Annotated in this window: 19 protein-coding genes and 1 pseudogene; 10 read left to right on the forward strand and 10 right to left on the reverse strand. The window is 36.6% G+C overall.

Annotated elements, in window-relative coordinates; genetic code table 11:
* Positions 1 to 102, reverse strand: a pseudogene (locus H5088_RS12500) (IS481 family transposase); the annotation flags it as partial.
* 100 nt (positions 103 to 202) lie between these two features.
* Entirely contained in the window at positions 203 to 397 is a 195-nt protein-coding gene (locus H5088_RS12505; protein WP_002960627.1) for a (2Fe-2S)-binding protein, read from the reverse strand.
* A 342-nt stretch (positions 398 to 739) separates the two neighbouring features.
* Here H5088_RS12505 and H5088_RS12510 point away from each other — a divergent pair, with 342 nt between their 5' ends.
* Positions 740 to 1297: a TMEM165/GDT1 family protein gene (locus H5088_RS12510; protein WP_182753048.1), complete on the forward strand. Its 558-nt coding sequence runs from the start codon at positions 740 to 742 to the stop codon at positions 1295 to 1297.
* Between the two features lie 61 nt (positions 1298 to 1358).
* Here H5088_RS12510 and H5088_RS12515 read toward each other — a convergent pair whose 3' ends face one another.
* The 3 genes from H5088_RS12515 to H5088_RS12525 form a co-directional block, all read right to left on the reverse strand.
* Positions 1359 to 1883, reverse strand: coding sequence for a DUF6436 domain-containing protein (locus H5088_RS12515; protein ID WP_182716305.1), 525 nt, complete (start codon positions 1881 to 1883; stop codon positions 1359 to 1361).
* On the reverse strand, positions 1867 to 3333 hold the full coding sequence (locus H5088_RS12520) for a methyl-accepting chemotaxis protein (RefSeq protein ID WP_182753050.1): 1467 nt from the start codon (positions 3331 to 3333) through the stop codon (positions 1867 to 1869). Before H5088_RS12520 ends, H5088_RS12515 begins: the two co-directional genes overlap by 17 nt.
* A gap of 148 nt (positions 3334 to 3481) precedes the next feature.
* Positions 3482 to 4033, reverse strand: a complete 552-nt coding sequence (locus H5088_RS12525; RefSeq protein WP_182695210.1) for an isochorismatase family protein — start codon at positions 4031 to 4033, stop codon at positions 3482 to 3484.
* Between the two features lie 166 nt (positions 4034 to 4199).
* Between H5088_RS12525 and H5088_RS12530 the strand changes: the two genes are divergently transcribed.
* On the forward strand, positions 4200 to 8699 hold the full coding sequence (locus H5088_RS12530) for an EAL domain-containing protein (RefSeq protein WP_182753052.1): 4500 nt from the start codon (positions 4200 to 4202) through the stop codon (positions 8697 to 8699).
* Between the two features lie 58 nt (positions 8700 to 8757).
* Here H5088_RS12530 and H5088_RS12535 read toward each other — a convergent pair whose 3' ends face one another.
* Positions 8758 to 9651 carry a cation diffusion facilitator family transporter gene (locus tag H5088_RS12535; protein WP_002960617.1) on the reverse strand — a complete coding sequence of 298 codons (894 nt, stop codon included), beginning with the start codon at positions 9649 to 9651 and terminating at the stop codon, positions 8758 to 8760.
* A 197-nt stretch (positions 9652 to 9848) separates the two neighbouring features.
* Between H5088_RS12535 and H5088_RS12540 the strand changes: the two genes are divergently transcribed.
* The 3 genes from H5088_RS12540 (at position 9849) to H5088_RS12550 (ending at position 12847) form a co-directional block, all read left to right on the forward strand.
* Entirely contained in the window at positions 9849 to 11288 is a 1440-nt protein-coding gene (locus tag H5088_RS12540) for a diguanylate cyclase domain-containing protein (RefSeq protein ID WP_182753064.1), read from the forward strand.
* A 128-nt stretch (positions 11289 to 11416) separates the two neighbouring features.
* Positions 11417 to 12370 carry a slipin family protein gene (locus H5088_RS12545; RefSeq protein ID WP_024597361.1) on the forward strand — a complete coding sequence of 318 codons (954 nt, stop codon included), beginning with the start codon at positions 11417 to 11419 and terminating at the stop codon, positions 12368 to 12370.
* Between the two features lie 21 nt (positions 12371 to 12391).
* Complete coding sequence (locus H5088_RS12550) at positions 12392 to 12847, forward strand: NfeD family protein (protein ID WP_024597362.1); 456 nt, start codon at positions 12392 to 12394, stop codon at positions 12845 to 12847.
* A gap of 20 nt (positions 12848 to 12867) precedes the next feature.
* On the opposite strand, the gene H5088_RS12555 is transcribed toward H5088_RS12550, so the two are convergent.
* Positions 12868 to 13740, reverse strand: coding sequence for an SMP-30/gluconolactonase/LRE family protein (locus tag H5088_RS12555; RefSeq protein WP_182753067.1), 873 nt, complete (start codon positions 13738 to 13740; stop codon positions 12868 to 12870).
* Between the two features lie 167 nt (positions 13741 to 13907).
* On the opposite strand from H5088_RS12555, the gene H5088_RS12560 reads away from it, so the two are divergent.
* Positions 13908 to 14744 carry a patatin family protein gene (locus H5088_RS12560; protein WP_182753069.1) on the forward strand — a complete coding sequence of 279 codons (837 nt, stop codon included), beginning with the start codon at positions 13908 to 13910 and terminating at the stop codon, positions 14742 to 14744.
* Between the two features lie 9 nt (positions 14745 to 14753).
* Here H5088_RS12560 and H5088_RS12565 read toward each other — a convergent pair whose 3' ends face one another.
* The 3 genes from H5088_RS12565 to H5088_RS12575 are packed head-to-tail and all read right to left on the reverse strand — an operon-like array spanning position 14754 to position 16875.
* A complete protein-coding gene (locus tag H5088_RS12565; RefSeq protein ID WP_182753071.1) occupies positions 14754 to 14999 on the reverse strand; it encodes a hypothetical protein in 246 nt (81 codons plus the stop codon).
* Positions 14996 to 16591 carry a PepSY domain-containing protein gene (locus H5088_RS12570; protein ID WP_182753073.1) on the reverse strand — a complete coding sequence of 532 codons (1596 nt, stop codon included), beginning with the start codon at positions 16589 to 16591 and terminating at the stop codon, positions 14996 to 14998. Before H5088_RS12570 ends, H5088_RS12565 begins: the two co-directional genes overlap by 4 nt.
* A complete protein-coding gene (locus tag H5088_RS12575) occupies positions 16588 to 16875 on the reverse strand; it encodes a hypothetical protein (RefSeq protein WP_182692528.1) in 288 nt (95 codons plus the stop codon). The genes H5088_RS12570 and H5088_RS12575 overlap by 4 nt, the downstream gene beginning before the upstream one ends.
* A gap of 236 nt (positions 16876 to 17111) precedes the next feature.
* Here H5088_RS12575 and H5088_RS12580 point away from each other — a divergent pair, with 236 nt between their 5' ends.
* The 4 genes from H5088_RS12580 (at position 17112) to H5088_RS12595 (ending at position 20820) form a co-directional block, all read left to right on the forward strand.
* Positions 17112 to 17885: an undecaprenyl-diphosphate phosphatase gene (locus tag H5088_RS12580; RefSeq protein ID WP_182692529.1), complete on the forward strand. Its 774-nt coding sequence runs from the start codon at positions 17112 to 17114 to the stop codon at positions 17883 to 17885.
* Positions 17886 to 18091: 206 nt separating this feature from the next.
* On the forward strand, positions 18092 to 18313 hold the full coding sequence (locus H5088_RS12585) for a hypothetical protein (RefSeq protein ID WP_007375621.1): 222 nt from the start codon (positions 18092 to 18094) through the stop codon (positions 18311 to 18313).
* A gap of 172 nt (positions 18314 to 18485) precedes the next feature.
* Positions 18486 to 20504, forward strand: coding sequence for an ATP-binding protein (locus H5088_RS12590; RefSeq protein WP_182753075.1), 2019 nt, complete (start codon positions 18486 to 18488; stop codon positions 20502 to 20504).
* Between the two features lie 58 nt (positions 20505 to 20562).
* Positions 20563 to 20820, forward strand: a complete 258-nt coding sequence (locus H5088_RS12595; RefSeq protein ID WP_182692531.1) for a hypothetical protein — start codon at positions 20563 to 20565, stop codon at positions 20818 to 20820.
* Positions 20821 to 20930 lie beyond the last annotated feature (110 nt).

The raw sequence follows: 20930 nt of genomic DNA on the forward strand, positions 1-20930 counted from the left end.
AGTGGGCCTAGAAATTCCACACCGACGACAAACTAGGCCCGCATTATTAGTTTTTTCGTAAAGCTCAATCCACTTTAAACGTTGTTTAATTTCTTTGTTCATAGCGTCATAGTATATTGAAACGACCTCTATGAATCACACAAACAAGCATAAAAAAAGCAGCTAAAAAGCTGCTTTTTTTATATCTAAATTTTATATGTAATTAAGCAACTTGATCCGTTACATCCGCAATTTGAATAAGTCTGCGATTAAGGATCTTTTTAGTACAACCACAACACTTACCGCATTGGCTGCCTACTTTAAGCTCTTTGGTTAATTCACGCATGGTCGTTGCACCATCGTCAATTGTTTGCTCAATTTTTTTATCAGTCACACCGTGACAAAGACAAATATACATCAATACAAACCGTGTTAATTACATTCAATAGGTGCATACTAATCTAAACGACAATTGTTATCAATAGCTTCCTCACTAATAAATATAAATTATTTATTAGAATATGGTATTTGTTCTCTTAACTATATTTACCTAAAAGTAAAGTTATGGAATAATGGCCGCCTCTTAGGGGAGTAGCCCGCTCAGTAATGAGTAAACTTATCAACATAATTGCACCTCATGTGCATGGTAAGTTTGTAATGTTGTAGCAAGCGTTATCGGCGAGACCTAGGTAGACACTATCCTCATGGCGGGAGATAGTTGTTTGCCTTGGTTTAGTATTCCCGCCTGTAAGAATCAATAATGGAAGTTTTTTTAACCTCAACCGTCACTGTTACACTTGCCGAAATTGGCGATAAAACCCAGCTTTTATCACTCCTGTTAGCTGCCCGTTTTCGTAATAAAAGCGCACTTATTCTTGGTATTTTAGCCGCAACTTTACTCAATCATAGCCTATCAGCGTGGTTTGGGCAGTGGTTAAGTAATAGTTTTTCTTCTGAATATTTACCTTGGCTTGTAAACATCAGCTTTATTGTTGTTGGCCTTTGGCTATTAGTTCCAGATAAAGACGAAGATGTAAGTAGTAAATACGATAGCTACGGGGCTTTTTTAGTCGCTTTTGTATTATTTTTTATTGCAGAAATTGGTGATAAAACACAAATAGCGACGGTGTTGTTAGGCGCACAATATCAGTCTGTGTTTTGGGTAACGGTAGGAACCACGTTAGGTATGCTAATTGCTAACGTGCCTGTTATATATGCAGGTAATGCATTACTAAAAAGAATATCTCTAAATACCGTACGCGCGATTGCTGCTTGTGTGTTTGTGTTATTAGGTATTTATGGGTTAGTGACAATTTAATCAATATTAAAGCTCGTAACTGTTGATTTAAGTGCGAGCTTTAGTTTTTTCTGCACATTATTTACGCATTATTTACACAATAACACCCCTTGGTTTGCGTAATTAAAAGGTTTGAGTTAAAGCCTGCAGCTAAATTAGTGACCGCAGTTTCAACAAAGCCACTTCCCTGGGCACACGCTAACCCTTCAGAGAGAGGACCGGCATAAACAAACTCACCGTTTTTATTAATAATAACGGCGGCAGGCGTTGCCGGAATAACGTGTTTAAGCTTTGGTGTTAATTCAACTTGTACAACCTTCATAGCTTTATTGGCAGCAAAAGAGCTTAACGATGAAATATGCGACTTAGCCTGTATGGTGCACCCGCAATTTTTTTCAGTTATAAGCACTAACGACGCTTCATTAGTGTCAACCCAGTCCAATTGCTTTTTAAAGTTATTAAACCAGTGCTTTTGCAATAAAACTTTTGAGCTATCAAACGGCTTAAGTTGCTCTAACTGAAAATAAACTAACCCTGCAACAACACAAACAAGCCATATAGCTATAAGCGAAAATACAAAAGAGTTAGATTTATTTAAACTTGGCAATGCTTTGCTCTAATACATCAATACTTACATCGATTAACTGCACCTTAGCGGTTAACTGCTGCACTATTTGCGTATCTTGGTACTGATTTTGGCGCATAGTATCAGTACTGCTTGCTATTAACTCGGTATTACCTGCCTGCTCCGCTACCACTTGTGCAACTGAGTCAGAGCTTGAAGATACTGCGGCTATTTGCTCGCTCATTGCTGAAATATTTTCTTTCATTGCAGCACTAATACTTGTTAAATCAACTACAAAACTCACACACTGACTCATTGATTGCGTTGACGTTTTACTATTATTAACAAGATCTTTTAATGTAAGACTAATTTTATCTGTTGTTGCTTTACTGTGGTTGGCCAAAGATCTTACCTCATCAGCAACAACAGCAAAACCTCGACCGTGTTCGCCTGCGCGGGCAGCTTCAATAGCGGCATTTAAAGCAAGTAGGTTTGTTTGCTCAGCAATGCCTGATATTTCATTAAGAAGCCCTGAAATAACATCGCCCGCTGCCACTAAGTGGTTTATTTTTTCTTCGGTATGGTTAAGCAGTGTTAACAACTCTCTACTTTTAGCGTCTGTTTGAAGCACTTCTTTTAATGCATCACCTGCAGATTGTGTAATATGGTCAACTTGGCGCTTAAGCACCTCACTTTCTTCTTCTACAAGTTTAAAGCCATTGGCAACTTGAGCGCCAGAATTAGCAATATCATCGGTTTGTTGTGTGCGTTGAACCGCACCACTCGCTAACTGATCGTGTACATCAATAAGCTCTTGTGAGTTTTTTTGCAATGATTCTGATTGTGTTTGTACCTGTTTAATAACATCAGATAAGTAATCTAGTAACGTGTTAAAACCTGCTACAGCTTCACTTTTAGTATCATCAGCGCGAAGAGAGAGTTTTATGTTTTCAGGGTCTTTCATTATTTGCTCTGTCGCATAACTTAAAGATAAGCCCGCACGACGTTCCCGTTGCAGCGTTTTTGCAATATAGCCTGCAACTAATACTTCAACTATTGCGTATCCAGCATGAATTAGCACCGTAGTAAAAGCGAGTCTATCAGGGTCAAATACGTAAAAACCCGTATTTTGAGTTTGTAAATAATAAAAAGATAAATGATGTACCGCTACAAAAATAATAGCGGTAATAAACACTCGCCACTGTACAAAAACAATTAACATGGGCATTAAAATAAATATTTCAAAATGGACTTCAATCAGCCCAAAAGTTTGTTGTATGTGCAAAAAAGAAAACATCATTATGGCGGCAGCTACCACATGGGGGATAATAGGGCTATCACCTTGTGTTTTTAAAAGCCATATAGGTAATAAACACAATGGCAAACCTACCATAAAAGCCTGCGCTAATGTGTCGAAATACAAGCCTATAGCGATAGACTCGACAAACAAAAGACTGAAAATAATTGTAAATAACCGGCCAATACTAGACATAAAAACCTTAAAATTGTTGTTTGCATTGTTGTTTTATAAAGCAGTCTGCAATATACGTGTAAAAACGAGTTTCAGTTCACTGAACACAATAATAAACTACCGACACATCAAAAAGTAATACATTTGATTTATATTATATACATGTGGTCTACTTAATTATAGGCAGTATTTTCTTAAACGTAGGCGTTGCAGCTTTTTTTGTCCATTGAAAAATAACTATTTCAGCGCATGAAATTACAGCTCCAGCTTGACGTAGCTGCTCAATCGCCAAATTTTTATGTTGCGGGTTTCTCGAACCAACTCCGTCGTAAACAATAATAACTTCAAAGTCATTTTCTATTAAATCTAAGCATGTTTGTAAAACACACACATGTGCTTCAGTTCCCACAACAACAACTTGCTTTTTACCATGGCTTTTTAACGTATCAACAAAACCAGGCTCTGCACACGCACTAAAGTACGTTTTATGAAAATACGTGGCATTAGGTAACGTATTTTTAATTTGCTGATTAGTCTCGCCCAAACCTTTCACATATTGCTCCGTTACTAAACATGGAACGCCATGAATAATACCCGCTTGAGCTAACTGCAATGTGCTTTTTAAAATATTCGGAAAATCTTTAATTGCAGGAGCAAGCAACTCTTGTAAGTCTATAACTAATAACACGCTGTTTTTTGCATCAATATTAGAGAAAAGCACTATACTCTCCTTATAAGCATTTACTATTATCTGTATAGAGTAGCTCACTATTTAAAAATAGAACTTTTAGCGTTATGTATATTATTTGTAATTAAAAAATAAAAACTTATGCTATATTTACTATCTAGCTAAGCATCATCCTATCTTCCACTGAGAGTGTTTATAAGTGCGTTTGAGCAAATTTTTTTTTCATATCACCATTACTTTTTTACTATGCATCCAAAGCACTTTTGCATCACAAAACTATGCTCAGCAATTACAACGAATTTCTACTGACGAAGGCCTATCGCAAAGTTACGTTTTGCAGACTCAAGAGGATGATATTGGTTATATTTGGATAGCAACCCAACAGGGTTTAAATCGTTTTGATGGATATAATGTAAAAACTTTTAGTGGCGGCTTTGGCCTGGATAAACACTATATTTATGCATTATTTAAAGCCGAAGACGGAAAAATCATTGTCTCAACAGATCTTTCTGGTGCCTATATAATAGATCCCCTCACTTTAAAAACCGAAAAAATCTATTCTGGTCAAATAGATAAAGAACAAAAAATGTTCTCTCCGATCTCTGCAATGACTCAGCAACAAAACACTTTTTATTTCGCCATAGATGCTCAAATATATACATTTGATGAGACGAGTAAACACTTTACATTTAAGCTAACCCTACCAAATAAAGGTGACTACATTCGGTCATTAACAATATATAAAAACACTTTATATATTGGTACAAATGATGGTTTATACACTGCAAATATAGATAATTCAGAACTTGTAAAAATACCTCTTCATCCCCCTGAAAAAAATACGATAGATAATGTAAACGTCAAATTCTTAAGTATTGATAATGAATTAGGATTACTTGTTGGTACTGTTGAAGGCATGTATCAATTAGCATTCGATAATACCAAAAATATATCTGCAGCAAATATTACAACTTTAATCCCTGATTATAATATATGGGATTATGCCAATACTGTTTACGGGGAGTTTGTAGCAACCGAAAGTGGATTGTTCAGTTATCACCGCGAAACCAAAGAACTAGAATTCGTATTAAATTATGAAAAAAGTAAGTTTAATATTAATGAAAACTCAATAAACGATCTAATGGTTGATAAGTCCGGCGTACTTTGGCTCGCATCTAGAACCCAGGGCGTGTTTACATGGCCAATTATAACCCGACGGTTTAAACACATTACTTTACCCGGTAACAATACTATTCATGCCACCTACCAAGACAAAAATAATATTATTTGGTTAGGAACAGAAGATGGAATTGCACGGTACGACAAAGCAACAAATAAAAGTGATGTATATCTGAGCTCAACCGACTCAAAAGCAATATACGGGGCATCTGCCGTTTATGATATTTTTGCGTCTTCAATTGGTGATAATCAATTCCTTTGGCTTGTTACTTTCGATGGTTTTAAACTGTTTGATAAACAAACGGGTAAAATTATTGAAAATAAAGACACAGAAAAAAATGTAATTAACCAATCCAACTTATTTGGCTTTGCCCAGTTATCTGCAGACACATATGCATTTATGTCGAATGATAATTTTTATGTTTTTAATGAAACAACAGGAAAAACAAGAATTATTAAGGGGCTCAAAGAGCAAGTCGATCCTTTATTTTCTTACGCTTTTTATAAACACCTCGACACACATCCTGAAGAGTTTGTACTTGGCACATCAAAAAGCTTCCTTAGGTACAACGAAAAAACGAAAACTTTAACGACTATATTTCAGTCTTTTAATCCTAAAGAAGATATTTTTTACACTGTAGAAAACTTTTACTTAGACTCAAAACGAAACATTTTATGGTTAGCAACCACTCACGAAGGTTTGCTCGGCGTTGACCCCGTTACTTATGAAAGAAAGCACTATATAGGATTAAAAAATTCGTTTAATACTGATTCTATCTATTCACTACTTCCCGATAAAAACGGCTTTTTATGGGCAAGTACCGACAATGGTCTGTATCAAATAGACCTAGATACTCTCAATGTAGTGAGTTTTTCAGTAAAAGACGGTTTGAATATAAACCAATTTACACCAATAGCGGCAGCAACACTAAGCGATGGCAGGCTTATATTCGGTAGCAATGCTGGAGCCTTACTTCTTGACCCGATAGACTTTAATGAAAAAGAACAACTACAAAAAAGTAATCTAGCCATTACTGATATTAGCCTCCTTACTAGGGAACTCAATTACAACCCTCATAAATACCTTAGCAAACCACTTGAATTAAATTATGAAGACATGGGATTGACGGTTAGCTTTTCTAACTTCTCTTACCCTAATATTGATAAAGCATATTATAAAGTAATCCTTTCAGGGCCTACGTCTCTTACATATGAAGATTTACAATCTAATCAAGTGTTTTTCACAAAGCTTCAACCTGGTAATTACTCACTAAAAATATCAGCACATAATCGTGATGGTATTATTACAAGCGAGCCTAGAACACTTAATATCAACGTGGCGTATGCTCCTTGGAAATCGCCCATTGCTATAGCCACCTACATTATTTTAATACTTGGGGTGTTATGTTTTATTTTTTGGCAGTATCGCAGCCGCCGAGTAGCAATTGAACAAGCCCATAGAGCGACTATTCATTCGCAAAAGCAAACAGAACTCGCGCTTAAAAATAATAAAAGCGGCGTATGGGATTATAACTTTAAAGACGCTTCCGTAAATACGCTCAGAGGAAGTGAATTAGGCTATACAGACTTACCTGAACGCGTGCATATAGATCAATTTTTAGCGATTATACACCCAGACGATCGACGTCTTTTTGAAAACCAATGGGAAAACTACTTCAAGTACAAAAAACAACAAAACTGGCAAGCAACTTACCGTTTACAGCATAAAAATGGCCATTGGCTCTGGTATCAAGATACAGGGCAAGTTATATACGATCCTCAAACAAATGAGCCTCTATATGTTTCTGGCATATATACCAATATCACCGAGCAACGAGCTAATGAGCAACAAGCAAAAATTTTAGGTGAAGCGTTTAGCCAAATAAACGATTGGTTACTTATACTCGATAAGCGTTTAATGCCATTTTCTGCGAACAATAGTTTTATTGAAACATTTTCAAACGAGCAAACGGCCACCAAAATTAGCCCTAAATTGTTTATTAAAGCAATTGGTAAAGATAAGTGCAGAGAGTTTGCTAGTATTTTAAAAAAATTAAAACCAACTGAAAACTGGCAAAGTGATGTTTATATAAAAACAGCAAGAAATAATGAACACCCAATACATATAAGTGCCACAGCTGTAACAAAAGACACTGCAAGTTACTATGTGATTGTTATTACAGATTTAACTGAACAAAAACGTGCTGAAAACGAACTGCGCTATTTGGCTAATTTTGACCCTCTAACGCACCTACCTAATCGTAGTTTAATGTATCAAAACATTGAAAAGGCGATTAAATATGCCGATAAAAACAATACCCAATGCGCATTATTATTTATTGATTTAGATAAGTTCAAACCTGTTAATGACTCTTTTGGTCATGCAGTGGGTGACAAGTTGTTATGTAATATTACCCAAAGAGTAAGCGGTATGCTTAGCGAAAACGCTATACTTGGCCGCCAAAGTGGTGATGAATTTTTAGTGCTGATTCAAAATATAAAATCACTCCAATCTCTTCGCGATAACGTAAGAAAAATTAGTAATGAATTAGCTAATAAAGTAATTATTGAAGACTTCTCTATTAATATCTCAGCAAGTATTGGCGTAGCTCTATACCCATTCGATGCTGTAACCACAGATATACTCATCCGTAATGCCGATGTTGCAATGATGCACGCTAAGCAAGGCGGGAGAAACGACTTTAAGTTTTTTAGCGATGAAATGAATGAGCTAATAAAACAAAAGTTACTGCTTGAAAATGATTTAAAAGATGCAGTAAAAGACAACCGATTTTTTAATCACTACCAGCCTATTATCGACATAGAAGAAAAAACAATAAATGGCGTGGAGTTACTCATGCGCTGGAAAAATGAAGGCCAGTTAATATCTCCAGCTCTTTTTATTCCTGTAGCTGAGGAAACCGGTTTAATAGAACTTCTTACTGAGCAAGCCTTGCACCGTTCACTAATTGAACTTGCGCCTATACTCAGCGAAAACCCGTTGTTTTATATATCTTTAAACTTATCGCCTAAACACATTTTAAAAACAAACATAACACAGCGGTTAATGGCTATATTAGCGGACTCTCAAGTTCATCCAAGACAATTAAGGCTCGAAATAACAGAGAGTATTTTATTAGAAGATAAGCTTAAAGCAGCCAAACAGCTGCAAAACCTAAAAGCTGCTGGGTTTAAATTACTGCTTGACGATTTTGGTACAGGATACTCATCACTCACCTACTTAAGCCAATTCCCTATTAATGTTATTAAGATAGATCAAAGCTTTGTAAATAGTATTGGTATAGATAAGGGAGATGAATCAATTATTAAAACTATTTTTTCATTGGCAGAAAACTTAGATCTATACTGCATTGCAGAAGGAGTAGAAACGCGCGAACAGATGCTCTTTTTAGCCGAGGTTGGCTGCCATGTATTACAGGGTTATTACTTTGCAAAACCAATGAATGCTAAAGACTTACGTAAAAGCGATTGTTTTAGCAATATCATTGATTTGATTTGATTTGAAACATTAAAAGCGTGCTATCATTATTACACGCTTTTATATTAATCAGATGCTATTAATGGATATGATGGCATTCATGGCTTTCAATTTGTAATACACTATTACGTACATTAAATTTTTCGGCTAATAATTGCTCTACCTTCATACGACACGCTTCATCATGTTTTTCAATCGTACAATGTTGTTTAAGGACAACGTGTGCGCCTACTACAATACCATTATATTTGCGCGTTACAGTGACGTTATGGACATTATGAACATGTTCCATATCTGTAATTTTACTTTCAATATCAGTAACTTTAGGAAGTTTCGCTTTATTTAGGCGTAAACCTTTTATACAACTAATTATGACCTTAATACCGGTGAATAATACGAAAGAAGCAATTAACATACTCGATAAAATATCGATTACAACCCAGCCTGTGAAATATATAAGAATACCGGCAACAAATGTCGATACGGTAGAAATCAGATCAAAGAATGAGTGTAAAAATACCGCGTACACATTAATACTCGCTTTGCGGCCTTTATATAAAACCCATGCAGCAGCCCCATGAAATAAAAAACCAATAGCAGCAATAACCGACATTAAATAACTATTGATAGCCAGCTCATTTCCTTCATGTTGGTGTATATAGCGCTCACCACCTTCATACAAAATAATTAAACTGATTGCTAGGTATAAAAACCCGTTCACTAGGCCACCAAAAAGCTCTGCTCGTTGATGGCCATCGTTATAGGTTTTGGCAAAATGAATAGCGAGACTTGATGCTATCAGTGCGATGAATAACGAGCTATTGTGAACAAACAAATGCCCCGCATCAGCAAGAACAGCAAGCGAATTAGAATAATAAGCACCTATAACCTGAATTACCATAAACGAACACGTAATTGCTAGCGCAATGAGTAACCGACGACGAGAAGCTTGGTGTGTAGTGATTTCTGTCATGAAATGCTTGAATAACCTATACTTAAAGTGCAAATAAGCCAAAGATGGCTTAGAGTAGAAATGGGTAATGATATACAGTATCAATTATAATACGTACTGCCCGCAAACGCACTAAAAACTTAGTAAATCAAAAAAAATGTGCTAATAGTTAGTAAAGAAAAAGAATTTAATTATGGCTTGGACACATGGAGAGTTGAGTGAGTAATAACCTATCAGAAGAAGCATGGCAAAACTTGGAGTTATTGCCGTTTTGTGTATTACTTTATGATGCAAATGAAGATATATTTAAAGTTAACAGCCAGGCACAGGACTTGTTTGACTTAAAAGACCAATCACATTTTTATAAAACTGATTTTTCACACATCACTTTAACCAATCATCACAGTAAAAAAAATCTGTTGTTCGAGGAGCTATTCTTTGATTATTTTACGGCAAATAACCAATGCCAGTTTATTTTATCGAAACAATCATCCAAATTGCTACTCAACGTAAAATTTGCAAATTTACCTAATTCAAACTCCATTATTATTATCGATATATTAAATAACAACGTGGATGAACAATATGATTTTGATAATATTATATCGAACATCTCAACTGACTTAATTGATATTCAAAATGACGATGTTGATAAGCATATCAACTATGCATTAAAAGCAGTCGGTACGGTTTGCAATGCCGATAGGAGTTATCTTTTTAAATTTTCCGATGATGGTAAAACTATTAATAACACTCACGAATGGGTCAATGATGGTATCAAAGCTTTTAAAGACGACTTACAAAACCTTTTAAAAAGCGACCTCCCTTATTTTTTTAGTTCGATGGCCCGTACCCACTTATTCAGAGTGAATGATGTAACGTTGCTCCCCATTCAAGCAATGAGCGAAAAAACGATTTTCCAGCGACAAGAAATAAAATCGGTACTTTGCATTGGATTACGTTATGACAAAGAACTGGTTGGCTTTATTGGCTGTGATTGTGTTGTTCAAAAGCGAGATTGGACAGATTTAGACCTTATTCGCCTAAGGTTAGTAGGTGAAATGCTTGCTAATGCTTTCAAAAATTTAAATTATAAGCAAGAGCTTCAACAAACTCAGCAGCAACTCATTAACGCCAACCAAAAACTCAATAAACAAGTCAATACTGATGGCCTTACAAACATTGCTAATAGACGCTGTTTTGATCAGACTTTAAAATGCGAAATTAAGCGCTGTGCACGTAATAAGGAACCCATTAGTTTAATTATGTGTGATATTGATTTTTTTAAGCGTTATAACGATAACTATGGGCATCAGCTTGGCGATGAAGTGCTAAAGCGAGTGGCCAAAGCGCTACACAATATTTGTAAACGCGAAGGTGATCTAGCAGCTCGTTTCGGGGGTGAAGAATTTGCGATAGTTTTACCTGCAGTCGACACAGAACACTGTCAAAGGTTTGCTGTTCTTATTCAGGAAAAAATCGCAGAACTCGCAATTGAACATAACTTTTCAACTGTCAGTAAATACCTCACTTTAAGCATTGGGTTTTATAGTTTCATACCCAATCACAAAACAAAACCCAAAGAGGTTATAACTAACGCCGACATAGCCCTTTATAACGCAAAAGAAACAGGTAGAAATAAAATAGCTAGTTTTTAAAAACCGACTAAGGTGGCGCACTGCAGTGAGTTTTAGTGGTTTAAAGTTCTCTGTAGTGATAATCTATACACGCTGAAATTATAAACAATACAACTACTCAGCGTTTAATTATTATAAGGAATGTTTAAATGGATCCAGTCACACAAATTCTCAATATAGTTTTTACTGTTGAGGCTTTTTTACTTGTTTTTGTTATCGTGCTTTTAAAAAGTAGCGTTAAATTTGTACCACAAAACCGCGCCTGGTTAATCGAACGTTTTGGTAAATACCAATCAACTAAAGAAGCTGGCCTTAACTTTATTATTCCATTTATTGATAGAATCTCGGCTGATCGTAGCTTAAAAGAACAAGCTCAAGACGTACCATCGCAATCAGCTATTACTAAAGATAACATCTCACTCATAGTTGATGGCGTACTGTACTTTAGAGTATTAGACCCGTACAAAGCTACGTATGGCGTTGACGACTATACCTTTGCAGTTGTACAACTTTCGCAAACAACTATGCGTTCAGAATTAGGTAAAATGGAGCTTGATAAAACATTTGAAGAGCGTGATCTACTTAACACCAACATTGTTGCAGCTATAAACCAAGCATCTGAGCCTTGGGGTATCCAAGTACTTCGCTATGAGATTAAAGATATTGTGCCGCCTAACTCTATTATGGAAGCTATGGAAGCACAAATGAAAGCTGAGCGTGTTAAACGAGCTCAAATTTTAGAGTCAGAAGGTGATCGCCAAGCAAATATCAACGTTGCTGAAGGTAAAAAACAAGCACAAGTACTTGCTGCTGAAGCCGACAAAGCCGAGCAAATTTTACGTGCTGAAGGTGAAGCAACAGCTATTACGACGGTTGCAGAAGCACAGGCAAATGCGCTTATCAAAGTAGGTGAAGCCGCAGATACAGAACAAGGTCAAAAAGCAATACAGCTAGATCTGGCAACTAAAGCAATTGCAGCTAAAGAAGCGATTGCTCGTGAGTCATCAATTGTATTACTGCCAGATAACGCGACAGATGCAAGCTCAATGGTTGCTCAAGGTATGGCAATTATTAATAGCTTAAATAAAAAGCATCTGGGTTAATAACTAAATAAAGAGGTTTGTATGGATTTTATTACGCAAAATTTACCGCAAACACTTATGGTAATTGGTATTGTTGCTTTAATAATAGAAGTAGCAGTACTTGGCCTTTCTACATTTATTTTATTGTTTTTTGGATTATCGTTATTCCTCACAGGATTATTAATGAGTTTTGGTATTTTACCTGACTCATTAACCACTGCACTTTGGAGTAACACAGTGGTAACAGCAGGCTTGGCCGTTGCACTTTGGAAACCATTAAAACAAATGCAAAATCGCGTAGATAAGAAGCAAGTGAATAGTGATTTTGCTGAACTTACTTTTGTACTTACTAGCGATGTAACAGAGCAAGGTTTAACTACACATCAATACTCTGGTATCAGCTGGAAACTCAAAAGTGAGCAACCAATTATCGCCGGTACTGAGGTTTTAGTAACCAAAAAAGAAGTGGGTGTTATGTGGGTTACGCCTAAAAGCTAATCATCACTGTAAATTATAAGTCACAGTAAAACGGGCGGCTCAAACTGCCCTTTTTTTATACCTGAGATCTGAAATACAGCGCCTTGTTCACCAACAGTATTATTAATCGCTTCATCAAATGCCGATGTCACAAGTAGTAACTCAGCATTTTCACCACCGAAGGCGGTGCACGTCGGTTTTAATGCACAAAGCTCTATTGTTTTAATTAGCTCACCGCTTGGGGATAAACACATAACACATCCCATTCCCCAAACAGCTAGCCACAAATTGCCTAATTTATCGGTTACGCAGCCATCGGGGTCAACATCAGTATTATTAAATTGATAAAAAACACGTGGCTCAGCGCAAGGCTCACCAGTTTTCTCATCCAAATCTAATACATAAATGCAACTAGTTAAAGAGTCGCAGTAATAACCGCGTAAACGGGACTTATCAAAACACAATCCATTTGGGATACTCAAACCACTTACAACGGCTTTAAGCTGGTTTTTATAATAACGGTATATTTTACCATCCCCTTTTTTAGCATTTACATCCATTGTACTTAACCAAAAGCCACCCCATGGATCAGCACGGCCGTCGTTTGAACGTCGATTTAGCTGTGTATTTTCAATATTAAGAATAAGATGGCGAGTGCTTGAATTAATATGGTATTTGTATATACCAGTACTTGTCCCTAGCAATAAGTGCTGCTCATCAATCCACGCTATTGCACTGAGCGTATCGGGCATATTCACGGTTTTTAGTTGGCTTTCGCTGTGTATATTTTTGCTTAAAAGTAATTTTTTATTTATATCGACCCAAAAAAAAGTGTTCAGCATAGGATGCCAAAGAGGACTTTCTGCAAGCTGACTCTGTGTGCTTTCAAAAATGGTTACGCTAGGATCAAACATAAGTAGTTATTCTTTATTATTAACAAAGCCTTGTAATACTAAACCTTACCAGAAAACAGTGAATTTCGCGATGTGTACCTGGCTTTAATTTATCAACACATTTAGTAATCTCTATCGCATTTTTTAGACTGAGTTGATAACATCAAATTTCATAAAAAGGATTGGCCATGAACAACAATAATAAAAACACACTCGTCGTTGAAGGCGGTGCAATGCGCGGTATATTTGCCGCAGGTGTGCTTGATGAGTTTTTAAAACAGCAATACCACCCGTTTGAACGCTATTTTGGTGTTTCAGCCGGAGCAACTAATATAGCCGCATTTTTATGCAAACAACCAATGCGAAATTATAAAGTGATTACCGACTATTCATGCCGTCCTGAATTTATTAATTTAGCGCGCTTTATTAAAGGTGGTCATTTATTTGATTTAGATTGGTTATGGCAAGAAACAATTCGCGAAATACGCCTTCATACAGAGGTATTCGAACAAACTCCACAAGAGTTTTATATTGTATCTACGGCAATCGAATCAGGCAAAGCACACTATTTAAAAGCCACCAGCGCCGATATGGTGCATCAATTAAAAGCATCATGCGCTATACCCATTGCATATCGTGACTACCCTATTATTAATGACATAGCGATGACCGATGGCGGTGTTGCTGATTCAATTCCGGTTATAAAAGCTTACGAAATGGGTGCACGCGAAATCACCGTTATTTTGTCTCAATGTTTAGGCTATCGTAAAAAACCAAGTAAGGCACCTTGGCTTACTAAAAAAATGTATAAAAACTATCCAGCATTAATTCAAACGACCTTAAACAGGGCTAATTTTTATAATAAGTCTATCGATTTTATTATGAATCCACCTAGTGACTGCAAAATCAATATTATTGCTCCACCGACTAATTTTAAAGTTGGCCGAACCACTAAAAAGTTTGAAGTACTTAATAGTGGTTACAATATGGGAGTTGATACTGCTAAGGCTTTTTTAGCTAAATAAATGCATTATTTACCCTAATAATTGCGGCGCTTTACCCGCAATAACTGCAGTTAGTAACCCTGCTAACATAGCTCCTACAACGGTGCATATTGCACCGCCTAAAATACCATAAACACTCATAAAGCATATCAGCGCTAAACTAAATAGCAGTGTACATAAAAAAGCTATAGTGGGTATTGTGAGTGTGTTTTTGCGTATATTGAGCATCATTAATAATAGACTTACCATGGCAATTATAATTAGTAGTTCGTTCATGCGGGTTGTACCTCTGCTTGTAATTTTTGTGTGTTTTTTATTTTTAAGGCACCAAAAATACACGCGATACCCACCACCATAAAACTTATATCTACTATCGCGACAAGCGAGCTATTAAGGTTAATAACATTGCTCACGCCAAATATAATATTGAGCGGCAGCACCAAAGCAAGCGAAGCGCCGCATAGCAAAAGAGTCAGCTTAAAATAGTTTTTATAACCTATAGGCAATACACTTAAGAGTAACCATGCCAACCACGTATAAAAAAACACGGGTCCAAAAAAGCTATTTTGCGCCACACCAATAACGGTATAATTAAGTACAACTTGCAAAGGAAATAACACAAAGCTTGCTAATACCAAGCCTCCACAACTACCAATAATAAAACGATTCCAGCGTGCATATGCCTGCACACTCAGCGACGGGCTACTGCCACGTGTACGCTTTGCTAGCCACATCATCATGCCCGAAATAGGTAAAAGCGCAGTACTTAAGCCAAGCAATACCCAAAGTAATTTTACAAACACCCCTGCAAAGTTCCCAAAGTGCAGCGGAAACATCAACTCAATTACTTTTATCGAAACACCTGAAATATCACCAAAACTACTCATCGACTGCACAAACTCACCATTGCCTTTATAATGCAGTAATTGAGAAGCAACTGCCTCGCCACCTAACAAACGCAAATACACCTGCGCATTCGCATCGTTATGCGCCATTATTGTGACATCCCTAATTATTGCTTCAGGGTAACGACTATGAGCATTGTCTAAAATAGTGTCTATTTTTGTAGGTTGCTTAATGTGGCTAACTACCGGCTCAGGAATAGCGGTAAACGTTTCTATTAACTTATCTTGATCGCCACCAAAGCTCACAAACGCAGCTGCTGGTAATAAAATAACGGTCGCAAGCCCTAAAAATGATCCTGTAAAACCAATTACAATATTAAATACGCTGCCCCAAATACCTATGACCTTATGAGCATCGCTTACTGCAATATCTAATCCTTTATCTCGCCTAAACGTAAAGAGCTCTTTTATCAATTTACGATGAATAAACAAGCCTGTCACTGCACTTACTAAAAGTGTTAAACCTAAAAAACCAGTGAGTATTAACCCAATTGGTCGCCCTAAATGCAAATCTGCATGAAACTCACCTATATAAGTTGGCGCATCCGTTTTTTTATTAGCGTAAAATTCTTTACTAGGCCCATAGTAAGTATTTTCCAGCGCCAATGTATTGGGATGAAATTGAAATACTCTGGCCACCTCTTGGTCATAGTTTTCATCGCCATGGTGGGATTCAAATACCAACGTTAATAAATGAAAGTTATGTCCACTTGGTAAAAACACATGAATGTTTTCGCCAAATTCACTAGGCACCTGTTTATGGTATTCGTTTACTAGTCGATTAATTTGCGCGCTGGCAACGTGTTGGCTAGATTGTAGCTCTGGATTTGCCCATATTTTTAACTCAGGTCGCGACAGCACTGCTAACGCCCCACTAAATGCAACAATAAATAGCAGTACAGCAGTAATAATTCCTACCCAGCTATGTAATAAAAATAGCTTTTTTAAAGTAATCGACTTCATCCCTGCCCCTGCGTTAACGCCCAAAAACTCAATAAACCATGTAATACACACAGTGCAAACATTACAACAAACGGTTGCCATACCTTTTGCGCCAAATACGCATAAATAAACAACGCAGTCCAAATAACAGGAAAGAGTAAAATAGGCAGTAATATTTGTTCATTCATTTGAAACGGTAAATAAGTTGTCATACCCGGAATCATTATTACCGCAGTAATTAGCGCTAGCACACATGCAATTAGGTGCCTTCGCCGTGTAGCTGTAAACGTTTTTTTATTATTCATTATTCGCTCATTAAATTTGCCCAAACATATACAAAACATCATATGCAAATGATAACAATTGTTATTATATTGTGCATTTAACACTTAATGCAATTTATTAAACACATTAAGTCTAAAAATACTGTTGGTTTGCTTTAAGAGCTTTTATGCTACGCCTCGCAATTTAGGTACGCAGTAATGCGTCATTTCAGTTAAGCCGAGTTCGGGCTTTTTAATTTTTCAGGAAGCAGTAAACCGTGGATATAATTAACGCGATTATTTTAGGTATTATTGAAGGTATAACAGAATTTTTACCCATATCATCAACTGGGCACTTAATTGTAGCGTCAAAGTGGTTAGGCATTGAATCAACAGACACTAACCTCGCCTTCGAAGTCATTATCCAACTTGCCGCCATTTTGGCGGTACTAGCCAACTATAAAGACAAGTTTAGCCCTAAATATTTCAATTTATGGGTGAAAGTTGCCATTGCATTTATTCCTTTGGGTATTATTGGTTTTATATTTAGTGATGTAATAAAAACACTGTTTAGCGTACCAGTAGTAGGTGTTATGTTTATTGTAGGCGGTGTGATCTTTTTACTATTAGAGCGCAGTTATAAAGAGGCTCACTGCACAACTACCGATGTAACCCAAGTTACTTATAAACAAGCACTTTGGATTGGCGTAGCACAAGTATTTGCGTTAATTCCGGGGACTAGTCGTGCTGGGAGCTCTATTGTTGGTGCCATGTTGTGTGGTTTAAACCGAAAAACCAGCGCTGAATTTTCATTTTTACTTGGTTTACCTGTACTTGCAGCAGCCTCAGGGTACGACTTACTTAAACATTACCAACTGTTTAGCTTAGATGACCTAACTGCCCTTGCTGTAGGTTTTTTAACGTCTTTTATAGTTGCTTATTTTACTATTAAACTATTCATACGCTTTCTAGAAAATTTCACTTTTGTTAGTTTTGGTCTTTACCGAATCGTATTTGGTGTTATTTTACTAACTAACCTAAATTCTGGTTAAGAGATTTAAAAACACTGTAAATAATAACGATATTTAAGTCTGTCTCTCTCTAGCTAGAAATTTTTGGTGAAAACAAGGCAAATTTACGCGTCAATAGCTGGTCTATTGCAAGGAAATTCAACGCAGTTAGCGCTAAAAATAGCTGCTTGAGATAGATTTATTATCCAGAACTCAGGTTAGCTATAGCCTACACATAAGAGAACATTATGAGCGAAAAAATAAACGAAGAAGCACTCCACGCCCTAAAAATAGCTTTTACTTACATGCCTAAAGCGATTGAAGTGACAAAGTATGAATATGGCGAGCGCTACCAAAGCGTACTTGATCACATTGAAGCTGTACGTGAAACACTGCTTATTAACGATGTTGACCCAGAGGAAGTAGGCGGCGATATCAACCCTGAGTACACACCAAACTCAACGTACTAATATACACAATAAGCTGCGAGCAACTTACTCGCAGTTTGTGTTTAAATCAGTTGTGCTTAATTGGAGAAAGTTTATATAAAGTAATAATTAACTAAATATATTTAATTTTTTTGTTAAACTAGTGCTTTATCAAGCTATAGACTCAGTTCTAAAACCAACAGGATGTTTACTATTGAATTTTCTTAGGCAATTTCACGACATAGTATCTAGCCAAAGTTTAGACTTTGATGAAAAAACCCATCAGCTACTAGCATTTGGACTTAAAGTGTTTAACCTTGATTTAGCTATTATTAGTAAGGTCGAGAAAAACTGCTATACCGTGCTACATGCCATTACGCCAGATAATGCATTAGAAATAGGTACTCAATTTGATTTAGATGGCACCTATTGTGTACACACTCTTAGTGCGGGTTCTGCACTTGCATTTCATAACGTCTCACAAAGCGCAATTGCTGACCATCCTTGCTATGCAAACTTTAAACTTGAGTCATATATTGGGGCACCTATTAAAATAGGTACCGATATATTTGGAACTGTAAATTTTTCTTCTGCCAATCAATCTCCAGTATTTACAGATGCCGCCTACGACTATATTGAGCTATTTGCGCAGTGGTTAGGGGCAGAACTAGCTCGCAGCATCACTAAAGAAAAATTAATAAAAAACAGCAATAGCTTATTAAAACTAGAAAGCATAGCAAATATAGGCACGTGGGAAGTTGACCTTACTAATAATAAAATTTATTGGAGTCAGCAAACTAAACAAATCCATCAAGTTGATGAAAACTATCAGCCTGAAATTGAATCTGCAGTTAACTTTTATAAAGAAGGTACAAGCAGAGACGAAATAAGTAAAGCAGTTGAGCTTGCTATACAACACGGCGAAAAGTGGCATCTAGAGCTTGAAATTATTACAGCCAAAAATCAGACCATTTGGGTATCTACATTTGGTGAAGCCGAATTTGACGGTGATACCTGTGTACGTTTGTTTGGTACCTTTCAAAATATTACCGAAGCAGTGGCTTTAAGAGAAGAGCTTAAAAATAAACAAGAACAAGCCGAGCGATTACTCGAAGATAGAAGCATGCTTTTTGCAAAAATAAGCCACGAACTTAGAACACCGCTAAATGGCATTACGGGCATGCTTACTACGTTAATAGATGAACATAACGAACAAAAGAGAACCGAAAAAATAAAAGTCGCGCTGCGTAGCGCAGATATACTCTTGAGCATAATAAACGAAGTACTCGATTTTTCTAAAATTAACCACGGTGAGTTAAAACTAGAACCCACGGATGTTTTATTAAATACAACATTTACTGATCTCATTTCTTTGTACACCCCGTTATTTAAAAACAGCAATGTAGAACTAGAAGTAAAAAATGAAATTTCTGATAGCTGCTGGGCATATTGCGATAACACACGCCTAAGTCAAATTACCTCCAACTTATTAAGTAATGCGTTAAAATTTACTGAGCGTGGTTGTGTAAAACTGCACACGTCTGTGATTAATAACAATAATAAATTAACGCTAAACATTAAAGTCGCCGATACGGGAAGAGGCATGACTAGCCAATTTCTTGAATCTTTATTCTCCCCTTTTACTCAAGAAGTAGATGCTAAAAACAGTAAAGGAGGCACAGGACTTGGCCTCGCAATAGTTAAAGAACTTGTTGAGTACATGGGTGGAACAATCAAGGTCAGTAGTAAAGTTAATCAGGGAACTACTTTTTCGCTAAGTATCCCTATAGAGCTAGGTAAAGAGCAAAAAGTAGAGCTAAATCCGCTATCAAAAATAAACATTAACGCTTCTAAGCTTTCTGTTTTAGTGGTGGATGACAACGACATAAACAGGCTAGTTCTTGATGCGTCGCTTAATAAACTCAATATAAAGCCAGACTTTGCAGTAGATGGGCAAGATGCCATATTTAAATGCGAGCAAAAGCATTACGACCTTATTTTTATGGATTGTATTATGCCTATACTCGATGGTTTTGAGGCTACAAAACAACTGCGATCAAAAAGTATCTGTCCGCACGATTCAACCTATATTGTTGCCCTTACAGCCAATACTTCATCGCAAGATAAATTAGCGTGCAAACAAGCTGGTATGGATATGTTTATTTCAAAACCGTTTAAAATGCATTCTTTAGAAGTCGCTATTGCGTCAGCGGCGCAATTACTAAAGCTTTAAAAATATTAGCTTTGCACACTTAACCGCGTGCTAAATATAGTTAGATAAGGCATTAACAATGAAAAACATAATTAGAACTATATTACTAACTGTCCTTATTGTTGCAGTATTTAAAGGCGTTTCCACTGGGCAATGGAGCTCATCAATAACAATAGTTATCGTATCGGGCGTATTGCTGTTAGTTACATTTATCAGTGCTAAGTCATCACGTGGATCATCTGCTTATACTGGCAGTGACTCAACAGCTTCCTCTAGCAGTAACTCATCACATTCTTATACAAATTGCGGCGGCGATTCTGGTGGTGGGTGCGATTAAATCGTGTGCTAATTCTTAAGCATTAAAAAAGCCGCCTTTGGAGAAGGGCGGCTTGGGTTAACAAACAGCTATGGGTGTAGCCTTGCTGTTATATCAAGAGAGTTTTTACT

Source organism: Pseudoalteromonas sp. SR43-3 (genome assembly GCF_014163875.1).
Lineage (GTDB): Bacteria > Pseudomonadota > Gammaproteobacteria > Enterobacterales > Alteromonadaceae > Pseudoalteromonas > Pseudoalteromonas distincta.

Excerpts from the sequence above, each read along its gene's own strand:
- H5088_RS12575 (WP_182692528.1), bottom strand. The coding sequence starts at position 16,875 with ATGAATAATAAAAAAACGTTTACAGCTACACGGCGAAGGCACCTAATT.
- H5088_RS12505 (WP_002960627.1), bottom strand. The coding sequence starts at position 397 with ATGTATATTTGTCTTTGTCACGGTGTGACTGATAAAAAAATTGAGCAA.
- H5088_RS12570 (WP_182753073.1), bottom strand. The coding sequence starts at position 16,591 with ATGAAGTCGATTACTTTAAAAAAGCTATTTTTATTACATAGCTGGGTA.
- H5088_RS12545 (WP_024597361.1), top strand. The coding sequence starts at position 11,417 with ATGGATCCAGTCACACAAATTCTCAATATAGTTTTTACTGTTGAGGCT.
- H5088_RS12535 (WP_002960617.1), bottom strand. The coding sequence starts at position 9,651 with ATGACAGAAATCACTACACACCAAGCTTCTCGTCGTCGGTTACTCATT.
- H5088_RS12510 (WP_182753048.1), top strand. The coding sequence starts at position 740 with ATGGAAGTTTTTTTAACCTCAACCGTCACTGTTACACTTGCCGAAATT.
- H5088_RS12520 (WP_182753050.1), bottom strand. The coding sequence starts at position 3,333 with ATGTCTAGTATTGGCCGGTTATTTACAATTATTTTCAGTCTTTTGTTT.
- H5088_RS12595 (WP_182692531.1), top strand. The coding sequence starts at position 20,563 with ATGAAAAACATAATTAGAACTATATTACTAACTGTCCTTATTGTTGCA.
- H5088_RS12550 (WP_024597362.1), top strand. The coding sequence starts at position 12,392 with ATGGATTTTATTACGCAAAATTTACCGCAAACACTTATGGTAATTGGT.
- H5088_RS12585 (WP_007375621.1), top strand. The coding sequence starts at position 18,092 with ATGAGCGAAAAAATAAACGAAGAAGCACTCCACGCCCTAAAAATAGCT.
- H5088_RS12565 (WP_182753071.1), bottom strand. The coding sequence starts at position 14,999 with ATGAACGAACTACTAATTATAATTGCCATGGTAAGTCTATTATTAATG.
- H5088_RS12560 (WP_182753069.1), top strand. The coding sequence starts at position 13,908 with ATGAACAACAATAATAAAAACACACTCGTCGTTGAAGGCGGTGCAATG.
- H5088_RS12555 (WP_182753067.1), bottom strand. The coding sequence starts at position 13,740 with ATGTTTGATCCTAGCGTAACCATTTTTGAAAGCACACAGAGTCAGCTT.